This is a genomic window from Nitrococcus sp., from assembly GCF_059432795.1.
In genome coordinates this window covers 1-10,235 of the sequence record NZ_JBXWZQ010000172.1, presented here as the reverse complement: position 1 = coordinate 10,235, position 10,235 = coordinate 1, and the positions used below count along the sequence as shown (strand labels likewise).

The 10,235-nt window shown below is 63.1% G+C and carries 11 protein-coding genes; 10 read left to right on the top strand and 1 reads right to left on the bottom strand.

The window, feature by feature from the left end:
• The 10 genes from AC52Q4_RS12130 to AC52Q4_RS12085 form a co-directional block, all read left to right on the top strand.
• On the top strand, positions 1–324 hold a 324-nt coding region (locus AC52Q4_RS12130; protein ID WP_495537060.1), incomplete at its 5' end, for a carbon starvation CstA family protein.
• A gap of 14 nt (positions 325–338) precedes the next feature.
• On the top strand, positions 339–470 hold the full coding sequence (locus AC52Q4_RS12125) for a hypothetical protein (RefSeq protein WP_495537059.1): 132 nt from the start codon (positions 339–341) through the stop codon (positions 468–470).
• A complete protein-coding gene (locus tag AC52Q4_RS12120) occupies positions 460–726 on the top strand; it encodes a cory-CC-star protein (protein WP_495537058.1) in 267 nt (88 codons plus the stop codon). The genes AC52Q4_RS12125 and AC52Q4_RS12120 overlap by 11 nt, the downstream gene beginning before the upstream one ends.
• Before the next feature lie 12 nt (positions 727–738).
• On the top strand, positions 739–1,674 hold the full coding sequence (locus AC52Q4_RS12115; protein ID WP_495537057.1) for an ArsA family ATPase: 936 nt from the start codon (positions 739–741) through the stop codon (positions 1,672–1,674).
• Between the two features lie 246 nt (positions 1,675–1,920).
• Positions 1,921–2,142 (top strand): hypothetical protein, encoded by a 222-nt coding sequence (locus AC52Q4_RS12110; protein WP_495537056.1) that lies wholly within the window; start codon positions 1,921–1,923, stop codon positions 2,140–2,142.
• On the top strand, positions 2,132–2,557 hold the full coding sequence (locus tag AC52Q4_RS12105) for a PIN domain-containing protein (RefSeq protein WP_495537055.1): 426 nt from the start codon (positions 2,132–2,134) through the stop codon (positions 2,555–2,557). The genes AC52Q4_RS12110 and AC52Q4_RS12105 overlap by 11 nt, the downstream gene beginning before the upstream one ends.
• A 110-nt stretch (positions 2,558–2,667) precedes the next feature.
• Positions 2,668–3,945, top strand: coding sequence for a metallophosphoesterase family protein (locus tag AC52Q4_RS12100; protein ID WP_495537054.1), 1,278 nt, complete (start codon positions 2,668–2,670; stop codon positions 3,943–3,945).
• Between the two features lie 7 nt (positions 3,946–3,952).
• Complete coding sequence (locus AC52Q4_RS12095) at positions 3,953–7,444, top strand: AAA family ATPase (protein WP_495537053.1); 3,492 nt, start codon at positions 3,953–3,955, stop codon at positions 7,442–7,444.
• A gap of 298 nt (positions 7,445–7,742) precedes the next feature.
• Positions 7,743–7,994, top strand: coding sequence for a hypothetical protein (locus AC52Q4_RS12090; RefSeq protein ID WP_495537052.1), 252 nt, complete (start codon positions 7,743–7,745; stop codon positions 7,992–7,994).
• Positions 7,995–8,415: 421 nt separating this feature from the next.
• A complete protein-coding gene (locus AC52Q4_RS12085; RefSeq protein WP_495537051.1) occupies positions 8,416–8,940 on the top strand; it encodes a peptidylprolyl isomerase in 525 nt (174 codons plus the stop codon).
• A 171-nt stretch (positions 8,941–9,111) separates the two neighbouring features.
• Here AC52Q4_RS12085 and glpE read toward each other — a convergent pair whose 3' ends face one another.
• Complete coding sequence (gene glpE, locus AC52Q4_RS12080; protein ID WP_495537050.1) at positions 9,112–9,435, bottom strand: thiosulfate sulfurtransferase GlpE; 324 nt, start codon at positions 9,433–9,435, stop codon at positions 9,112–9,114.
• Between the last annotated feature and the right edge of the window lie 800 nt (positions 9,436–10,235).

Genomic DNA, 10,235 nt, shown 5'->3' with positions numbered 1-10,235 from the left:
TTCGCTTTCGGTCGCCTCTGGCAACTGTTCGGCACCACCAATCAGCTTACCGCCGGGCTCACGCTGGCGGTCATCGCGGTGTGGACCGCCTCTCGCCGGTGCAACCCGGCCGCGCCGCTCATCCCCTTGGTGTTCCTGCTGTTCATGACGGTCTACGCGCTGCTGCTGAATCTGGTGACGTTCTATGCGCAAGGTGACTGGTTGCTGCTGACCCTGGATTCCATCATTCTGGTGTTGAGCGCGTGGCTGCTATTCGAGGCCGTCCTTGCCCTGAGCCGGCTGCGCCGGGCACCGACGACCCACGCGGCGGCGGCCGAGCGCTAGCAGCGGCGAGCGCAATGGCAATAGGGAGAGAGGCCCTGGTTCATCGCACTGGTGCGGTTCGGGTTCAGGAGGCACCGCTCCGCGGCCCGAGCCCGGCGCTGCAAATCCTAGTAACGGCGTTGGAGGCCAATCGCATTGCCGCCTGATCTTCGCCGGCTCTATCATCGCCTCGAGGCCTTCCACGATGAGCTTTTTGTCGCTCCCTGGCGGTCGGCCCTGCAGCGGGAGGCCAATAGCCAACAGGACGCGCTGCTCGCCGTGCTCTTTCTGGAGGCCCTGGGTGTGCCCAATCCGGTAGGCTACTACACCTTGGATCTGTACCCGGAGATGGTCGAGGCGTTTCACCAATGGCACCGCCGTATGGGCATGGAGCGCTTCCCGGACACCGGGTTCTGCTGCTGATCGGACGGGGTCATGGCCGGGTTGACCTTCTTCGGCGGCAAGGGCGGTGTGGGTAAGACGACCCTTGCTGCGGCGTTCGCGCTGCGGCGTGCGCAAGCCGGCGAACGGGTGCTGCTGGTCTCCACCGACCCGGCGCACTCCACCGCCGATCTGCTCGGCCGCGGACTCACGGACGCGCCCACCTGGGTGAGCGGTACCCTGTGGGCGCTCGAGATCGACGCCGCGGCCGAGGCCGAGCGCCACATCGAGCGCATCAAGACCGACGCACGGGCGGCGGTGAGCCCGCAGATCATTGCGACCGTCGAGCAACAGCTCGATCTCGCCCGCTCCAGCCCGGGTATGGATGAATCGGCGCTCTTCGACCGCTTCGTCGATCTGATCGGCCGCTGTCCGGGGGATTTCGAGCGCATCGTTTTCGACACTGCGCCGACCGGGCAGACTCTGCGGCTGCTCACCCTGCCGCGGCTGCTCACCACCTGGGTGCAGGGCGTGCGACGCCAGCGCGAGCGGGTGAGCGGTATGGAACGGATGCTGCGCAACATGGCGGGCCGGGAGCCGGCACGCGAGGAGGATCCCGTACTCGAGCGCCTCGCCGAGCGTCAGCAGCGCTTCGAGCACGCCCGCCGGCGCCTTCTTGAGGATGCGTGCTTTTATCTGGTGCTGATTCCCGAGCGGCTGCCCATCGAGGAGACCGCCCGGGCGCTGCGCGCGCTGCAGGAAAACCACCTCAGCGTGGGGCGGCTGCTGATCAACCGGGTGCTTCCTGCCGCCGCGGAGGGCGCGTTCATGCGCGCGCGAGTGAGCCAGCAGGCGGAGTATCTAACCGAGATCGAACGCCGCTTCGCCGCCATCGGCATCGCCCGCATCGCTCATGACCCGCGCGATATCACCACCGTGGAGCAGCTGTATGCCATCGCCGCCGAGCTCGATGCCGCCGGGCTGAGCTGAGCCGAGGCGAGTCGATTTGCCGCAGTTCCTGCGGCACACACATCTTTCGTCGGCCGTGACGGAACCCACCGCGAACCGATTTCCAGCGACACTGCGTTGAAGCGGTCGCGAAATACAACCACGAGAAGGATCGGGCAGGCGGCGTGAGCGCTCGATTTCACTAGGTGGTCAGACGGTTGGCGGCGGTTTCACACTGATATAGTGTACACTTCTCTAGTGTGCACGCGTGTCTTGGGAACACAGGCTATGAAAAACATCACCCTGAGTGCCGATGAAAAGTTGATCCAGGCGGCTCGTGAGCGGGCGCGGTCCGAACATACGACCCTGAACGCCGAGTTCCGCCGCTGGCTTAAGCATTACGCGCGGCGCCAGGAGCAGATGCAGCACTACGATGCGGTCATTGATTCGCTGCACGGCAAGCTTCGGGTTGGACGCAAGCTGACGCGGGAAGAAATGAATGAGCGTTGAGTGTTTCATCGACACCAACCTTTTTATTTATCAACTTGATGCGCTGGATGAACGCAGGAGCACTATTGCCGGGCGTATCATTCGCCATGGCATCGAGACGGGCACGGCCTGTATCAGCTTCCAAGTGATTCAGGAATGCCTGAACACCCTGCTGCGCAAAGCCGAGATCCCGCTCACCGCCGAGCAGACGCGCAACTATCTCGAAACCGTCTTGGAACCGCTGTTTCATGTGTCTGCCAGCATGTCGCTGTACCAGCGCAGTCTCGATATCCAGGCGCGCTATCGATATGGCTTTTACGATGCCCTGATTATCGCGGCCGCCCGTGAAGCGGGGTGCACCCGGCTCTACAGCGAGGACTTGCAGCACGGCCAACGGCTCGAGGGGCTCACCATAGAAAACCCGTTCCAACGCTGAGCACGTGATTGCGTAAGGCCAATTGCTTCGACGAACCGTTGGGTTTCGCAGCGGGCGAGGCCGCCGCCTCTCGCTTGGTATAGAAGTACACGCGACCCGGATGGACGACCATGGCGAGCGAACGCGACTTCGATTTCATTCATGCGGCCGATATCCACCTGGATAGCCCAATGCGTGGGCTGGCCCGCTACGACGGAGCCCCGCTCGAGCGCATCGAAAACTGCACGCGCGAGGCGTTCAGCAACCTCATCGACCGGGCGATCGAGGAGGCCGTGCGCTTCGTCATCATCGCCGGTGACCTCTACGACGGCGACTGGCGCGACTTCAACACCGGCTTGTTCTTTATCCGGGAGATGAGCCGGCTGCGGGATGCCGGCATCCGTGTGATCTTGCTCTACGGAAACCACGATGCCGCCAATGTCATGACCCGCTCCCTCGATTTGCCGGATAACGTTCATGCCTTTCATCACAGGCAGCCGAGCACCATCGAGTTCGCCGATCTCGGGGTCGCCTTCCACGGCCAGAGCTTCGCGCGGCGCGATGTCACCGACAACATCGCCCGGCAATACCCGCCGGCGCGGGCCGGCATGTTGAACATCGGCGTTTTGCACACGGCGCTCGAGGGGAGCAGCCAGCACGCCTCGTACGCGCCCTGCACGGTCGATGAGCTCTGCGCCAAGGGGTATGACTATTGGGCCCTGGGCCATGTCCATCAGGCGCGGCTGGTGCGCGAGCGGCCCTATATCGTCTTTCCCGGCAATCTGCAGGGGCGCCATGTCCGCGAGCCCGGACCCAAGGGCGCCTATCGCGTGTACGTGCGCGACGGGCTGATCGACGCTCTGGAGCATTTTCCCTGCGATATCCTGCGCTGGGTCGAGCTCGACGTGCGCGCCGATGACATCGCCGAACGGCACGCGCTGACCGGGCGCATCATGCAGGCGCTGGAACGGGCAGTGGATGCGGCCGATGCCCGGACGTTGGCGGCGCGGATCACCCTCACGGGGCGGCCGGAGTGTTACTCCGAAATCGTCCGCGACGAAGAGCGCTTCATCGCCGAGGTGCGAGCCGGGGCGGTCTCGCTTGCCGGCGACCGGGCCTGGATCGAGAAGGTCAAGCTGAAGATCGCTCCGCCGACGGATTCGGCCGGCAACGAACGTCAGGACGCCGTGGCCGAGCTCGCCCGTCTGCTACAGGAGGCCGGCGGTGATCCCGCGCTCACCGCCCAGCTTCGTGCGGAGTTCGGCGCGCTGCTCGCCAAGCTGCCGGCGGAGCTGCGTGAGGATTCGGAGCTGGGCGTGATCCGGCGGCTGAGCGAAGGGGAGGTCGGGGCGTTGCTGGACGAGTTGAGTGCGTACGCGATCGCTCAGGTCATGGCGGGCAGGGAGTAAGAACGCGGTGCGTTTCGGGGCTTTGTCGTTGTTGCGCTACGGGCATTTTTGCGACCGCGAGGTCGTCTTGTCGCGCGGGGCGTGTGACTTCCACGTGATCTACGGGCCGAACGAGGCCGGCAAGTCCACCTGTCAAAGTGCGCTGGCTGATCTGTTGTTCGGCATTCCGACGCAAACCGGGTTCAACTTCCTTCATGCGAACAAGGACCTGCGTATCGGCGCCACGCTGGAGCGTGAGGGCGAGACGCGTCGGCTGTTTCGCCGCAAGGGCAACAAGGACACGTTGCTCGACGAGGCGGGGGCGCCGCTGGTGGAATTGGTATTGGATCCCTTTCTCGGCGGTGCGGATCGGGCGTTTTTCGAGCGCATGTTCAGCCTCAATCACCGGCGCCTGGAGGAGGGCGGACAGGAAATCCTGGCGGCCGAAGGCCATGTCGGGCAGACGCTTTTTGCCGCCGGCGCCGGTTTGTCGGGGCTGCGCGAGGCCTTGCGGCGGCTGGACGAGGAGGCCGATGCCCTGTGGGCACCGAGAGCCTCCAAAAAGCGCGTTTATTACGCGGCGGAGGAGCGCTTGAGGCAGGCCCGTCAGCGGCTCAGGGACGCCTCGGTGGCGGTGCGCAGCTGGAAGGAGCTCTGCCGCAAGACGCAGAGCGTGCGCGAGGCGAGGCAGGCGGCGCGGCAGGCGTTGGAGGAAGCCAACCGGCGCAAGGGGCGTGTGGAGCGAATCCGGCGCGTGCTGCCGCATCTGACGCTCCGCGGCCAATACCAGGCGCAGATCGCCGCGCTGGGCGAGCTTCCGCCGATCCCCGAGGACGCCTCGCAACGGCTGCGCGAAGCGGAGGATGCGCGGACGCGCGCGCAGACGCATGTCGAGGCTGTCGAAGGACGGCTTGCCACGGCAAAGGCGCACATCGGCGGTATCGTTCCGAATGAGGCGATCCTGGGTTTGGGGGAAACCATAGACGCGTTGGCGCAGGAGCGTCGTCTGGTCGAGCAGACCCAACGCGAGCTGCCCGGTAAGCAAGCGAAACTCGGCGCCGCGCACCAGCGAGTGCAGCGCCTTGCGCGCGATTTGGGGTGGGGCGAGCAGACGGCGAGCAAGATACTCGCGCGGCTGCCGGCGCGGGTTTACCGGGAGCAGCTCTATGCCCAATTGGAGGCTCACGAGGGGTGCCGCCGCGACCGCGACGAGGCGTGTTCGCGGCGCTCGGAGCTAAAGCACGAGCTGGTCCGGCTCGACGCCGAGCTCGAAGCGCTCGGTACGACAGGGGCCGGCGATGAGCTGGCCGTGGCCCTCCGCGATGCCCATCGCCTGGGCGACCCCGATAAACAGTTGGTCGAATCGCGGCAGCGTTGCCAGCGGCTGGCGCGCGAGCTGGACGAGGGTATCGCGGTGCTCGCGGGTTGGAACGGCTCACCCGGTGATCTCGCGGTCGTACGGGTGCCCTCGCGCGCGGCGGTCGAAGGGCATCGCGATGAGCTCAGTGCCAGCAGCGAGCGAGTCGAAAAGATAACGCGTCAACAACAGTCGGAAGAGGACGCGTTGGAATCCCTGCGGCTCGCGCGCGAGCAGGCGGTACGCGACGGGCAGGCCATGCCGCGCGAGAGGCTGATTGCTGCTCGCGAGCAACGCGATGGCTACTGGGAGCGTATCCGGGCGCGATGGCTCGATCGGCTCCCGCCGCAAGCCGGCGCGCCGGACAATGAGGCGCTCGCGGAGTGCTTCGACGCGGCCCTCGAGGAGGCGGACGAGCTGGCGGACCGCCGCTTCGACAATGCCGAGGCCGCCGCCGCGCTGCTCGGCATCGACCGGGACATCGAGCGCACGCAAAAGCGCATTGGCCAAAGTGAGCAGCGCCGGCAGGAGGAGGAGGCCAGGCACGAGCGCCAACACGCGGAATGGCTCGCCTGCTGGCGGGGCACCGGCGTCACCCCGGCGGCGCCGGGTGTGATGATGGGCTGGCTGGAAGAGCGTGCCCGGCTGCTGAAGCTGCGCGAGGAGCTTGATGAGCTGAAGCGCCAAAGCGAGTCGTTGCAGGGGCAGATGCATGCGCATCGCGAAAAGCTCTCGGAGGCGCTCACGGCGATGGATGCAGCGGAAATGCCTTCGTCTGCCTCATTCGCCGCGGTGCTGGAGCATGCCGCAGATGTGCTCGAGCAGGCCAGAGAGCAGCGTGCCCAACGCCGTCAGCTGACCGAGCAACGGCGGAATACGACCGAGCGGCTTGCGACGGCGAGTGAGCAGGCGAGGCGTGCGGAGGCGGCCTATGAACGCTGGGGTGAGAGCTTCTCCGCCGCGCTCGCGGCGTGCGATCTCGCTCGCGGTCTCGGGCTGGCTGCTGCCAAGGGCGCACGGCAGACCCTGGAGGCTTTGGCCGGGGAGGCTGAGGCGGTGGAGCGGCTCGCCGCGGAGGTTGCCCGGGACTCCAGTCAGGTCGGGACTTTTGGTGAGCGTGTCGAGGGCTTGTTGCGGGCTCTGAGCGAGCGCGCAACGGACGAAGACCCGCTCGAAGTGGTGCAAAGGTTATCCCGGTGGCTCGCTCGAGAGCGTCAGAGGCAGCTCAAGCGCCAGGACGAGGGTCAGCGAATCGAGCAAATGGAGGAGGAGCTGGAAAAGGCGCGAGAGTCGCTGGAGCAAGCCAAGGCGCGGATAAAGCAATTGTGCGCCACGGCCGGTGCGAAGGACGTCGCCGGCTTGAACGAGGCCATCCACAGAGATGCCCGAGCCCGCGAGTTGCGCACGTCGATCCAACGGGAGACGGAAGCGGCACTGGCGGCCGGTGACGGGCTTGCTCTGCCCGATTTGCAGGCGGAGTCGGCAAACGCCGAAGTCGATGCGTTGGGCGCGGAGGCACGAACCCTCGATGAGGCTATCGCGGAGCAAACGGAGGAGTTGAATGAGCTGAGCGCGGATCTGCGGAGCGCCGAGTCGGAACTGCGCCAGCTCGATGGCGACGAGACGGCGGCGATCGCCGAGAACCAGCGTCAGCAGGCGCTCACGGACATGGGCGAGGCCGTCCATGGCTATGCCTGGAAGCGCGGCACGGCGATTTTGCTGCGCTGGTCGCTGGACCGCTACCGTCGCGAGAAACAAGGCCCGCTGCTTTCCCGCGCCGGGGAGTTGTTCCGGGTGCTGACTTCCGGGGCCTTCGAGCGCCTGGAAGTGGATTTCGACGAGCAGGATCGGCCGGAGTTGACCGGCCTGCGAGCCGGGGGCGAGCGCGTGCGCGTCAGCGGCATGAGCGACGGAACGGCGGATCAGCTCTATCTCGCACTGCGCATCGCCGCTATCGAGGAATATCTCGAAAAGGCGCCCGGGCTGCCCTTTGTCGCGGACGATTTGTTCATCAACTTCGATGACGCCCGCGCGGCGGCCGGATTGGAGATTCTGACCACGCTGGCGCACCGGACGCAGGTGCTGTTCTTCACGCATCACAGGCACCTGGTGGAGCTGGCGCAAGCCGCCTTGCGGGGCAAGGTGCAACTCGTCGAGCTGTGACTGGCGGTGGCGCGAGGTTCACCCGAAAAAAGTTGGAATTCCCAGGTCATAGACATAAAAAATGTGTTTTATAAAACAACTCAAAGGGCTGATGCAGAGCGGCCTGGCCGATTAGTTGCGTCCTGCTGGAAAAAATAATCAATTAAATAACATAGAGATAAGAAAATATCTGCGCAATGCTCACCTCTTGGCACGCGATCTGCAGTTAGTTGGGCAACGAGAGTGAGACTGCTCTCGGAGCAAGCGCTAAAGCAAGTGCTGACCCCGTAATGGGAACCACATTGAGGAGAGCAACACCATGGCGAGCATCATGATCCGTGACCTGAGCGCGACCGAGACCCTGGACCGGCAGGCAAGCCTGCGCGTGAAAGGCGGCTGGTACGGCGGCTACCTCATGCCGTCGGTCAAGTACCCGAAGCACCCGATGAGCTTGAACGCGAAGTTCACGCGTCAGGTCCAGACGGCGCAGATCAACAACACGGCGGTCGGCATCAAAGGCCCTGGTACGTTCAACCTGAACGGCACCATCGTCCAGAGCCAAACCGCCTAAGCGGTGATCTCCAGCGATGCCTTCGCGGCGGGGGTCCTTTGGCCCCCGCTGCTTTATTGGTGAGTCCCTGCCGATTGGCGTCTTCCTTCTTCCCCTGACCCATCCGACCCGACGTTCCGCCTTGGTCGGCGCGGAAAACCCTTCGCGCGGTCGCCCGAACCGGGTGAAATGTTGTGCAAAGCCTGTAAAATACTGCGTATTCAAAGATGGAATCATCGTCTTCTGATCATTTCGCCAGAAATCACGAAAATCAATAACCTGTTCGCGGAGGCGATTTGACGAGCGCAGCGCCTGGTTCGGCGCGTTTTGAAAAGCCGCCGGGATAGACTGTCTAATGGTGGACAATCGGTGACGTTCAATAAATTCGGCGCGGTCCGAGCCAACTGACGGCGTTATCAATACAATGGTCGAGGGTAATAAAATGGATATCTCAGCAACGATCGAGACCAGCAAAGGGAGCATCCACGTTAAGCTCTTTCCGGAAGCGGCGCCGGTTACCGTGGCGAATTTCGTTAACCTTGCGCAGAGAAAATTCTACGATGGCTTGTCCTTTCACCGCGTGATCCCCCATTTCATGATTCAGGGTGGTTGTCCGTTGGGGACGGGGACCGGTGGTCCGGGGTATAAGTTTGAAGATGAATTCAGTCCCACGCTGCGCCATGACAAGGCCGGCGTGCTGTCCATGGCGAATGCCGGGCCAGGGACGAATGGCAGCCAGTTTTTTATCACGCATACGCCCACGCCGCACCTCGACGGCGCCCATACGGTGTTCGGTGAAGTGGAATCGGAGGCCGATCAGCAGGTCGTGGACAGCATTGCACGCGGCGACGAACTCGTGAGCGTAACCGTCCAAGGCGACGCCGACGAGTTGCTCGCGGGGATGGAAGATCGTGTAACGGAATGGAACAAGATCATTGACAGCAAATTCCCCTCGCTGGCCAGGTAACGCGGGGATTACTAGGCGTTTTCGCGCCCATCCGCGTAGTCAAACGCCATTCCCGGTTTCCGCGAGGAAGTTGCGCGCGTGAGCACCCGTCCGCGACGGTTGCGGCGAATCGTCGCCTATTTCACGGGCTGTCTCACGGGAGGCTCGCGCGCGCAAGGTGTCGGGTAGCGGTCACCCCGCTTTGACCTCTCGCGGAAATTTGCGCCGCCACTCTTCGAATCCACCGTCCATGCTGTACACGTTGGTGAACTCTTTTTCGACGAAAAATTGCGCGGCACTCAGGCTGGTGTTTCCGTGATAGCAATAAAGAATCAGCGCCTGGTCCCGGTCCGCGGTCTCGAGAAAATCGGATAGGCTTTGTTCGTTCAAATGGGCCGCGTTGGGGATATGTCCTTGCTGATACGAGAGGTCATCGCGGATGTCGGCGACCTGGCATTTCTCCTGCTGCATCATCTCATGGGCCTGCTCAGGGGAAAGATGCTTGAATCCTTGCATAAGCTAACCTGCTGTTCGGGAAATGTGGGGTTGGCGCACAACGACGACACCCCATATTGGCCCGCCCTTCGTATCCGCCTAAATGACAAATAGACGCCCTGTCATCGATCGAGCCGCGTGGAGGATTTTGCAACACTTGCATCCGCGAGTATAGCTTGCTGCATTGGCTGAGCAATTCTCCGGGCCCTCGGATCTGCGTGTCGCACTGAGACGTGGCAGGGGAGAGTGCGCCGTCGGCCGGGACAGGGTAAATCGGCTTCCATGTCACACCCGGACGCCATGGCGGTTCTCGGATCGAGCCTTGCACTTCGAGCCTGGTCGGTTGGGGCTCGCGTTGGACCTGCATGAGCTGACCTTCTGCCTCTGCCCCCAAAACATGCCCAATCACTTTCTCACTGGCTATCCCCCTTTTCCGTACAGTCGCTGGCGTTGTAGGTCGGCGCATATGCGCCGTGGGCCGTTGCTGTTAGCGAGGGAAAAGACGCAGCCGCGCGTGACTGTTTGGCATGAACCATCTGATAAGCGACAATGTGTTGTGAATGAAAAAACTATCCTGAATATCAACCCGCATTTTTTGCACGCGACATCGCTGTGAGCAAGAAAATAAAATAGATAAAAACAGTAGGTTATAAATTATTTCGATTTATCAGGTGGTGTTGGCACGTGAGCTGCTATAACTCAGGCAACGGGAGCGACAGGGCTTCCGGAGCAGCAGACCGAAACGAATTTTTAACCCAATGAGTGCAACACTTTAGGAGAGCAAAACCATGGCCAATCTCATGATCAACGACCTCAGCGCC

What these genes read in the sequence shown, in the direction of transcription:
- AC52Q4_RS12090 (WP_495537052.1), top strand. Translation starts at nt 7,743, where the DNA reads ATGGCGAGCATCATGATCCGTGACCTGAGCGCGACCGAGACCCTGGAC.
- AC52Q4_RS12115 (WP_495537057.1), top strand. Translation starts at nt 739, where the DNA reads ATGGCCGGGTTGACCTTCTTCGGCGGCAAGGGCGGTGTGGGTAAGACG.
- AC52Q4_RS12110 (WP_495537056.1), top strand. Translation starts at nt 1,921, where the DNA reads ATGAAAAACATCACCCTGAGTGCCGATGAAAAGTTGATCCAGGCGGCT.
- AC52Q4_RS12105 (WP_495537055.1), top strand. Translation starts at nt 2,132, where the DNA reads ATGAGCGTTGAGTGTTTCATCGACACCAACCTTTTTATTTATCAACTT.
- AC52Q4_RS12125 (WP_495537059.1), top strand. Translation starts at nt 339, where the DNA reads ATGGCAATAGGGAGAGAGGCCCTGGTTCATCGCACTGGTGCGGTTCGG.
- AC52Q4_RS12100 (WP_495537054.1), top strand. Translation starts at nt 2,668, where the DNA reads ATGGCGAGCGAACGCGACTTCGATTTCATTCATGCGGCCGATATCCAC.
- AC52Q4_RS12085 (WP_495537051.1), top strand. Translation starts at nt 8,416, where the DNA reads ATGGATATCTCAGCAACGATCGAGACCAGCAAAGGGAGCATCCACGTT.
- glpE (WP_495537050.1), bottom strand. Translation starts at nt 9,435, where the DNA reads ATGCAAGGATTCAAGCATCTTTCCCCTGAGCAGGCCCATGAGATGATG.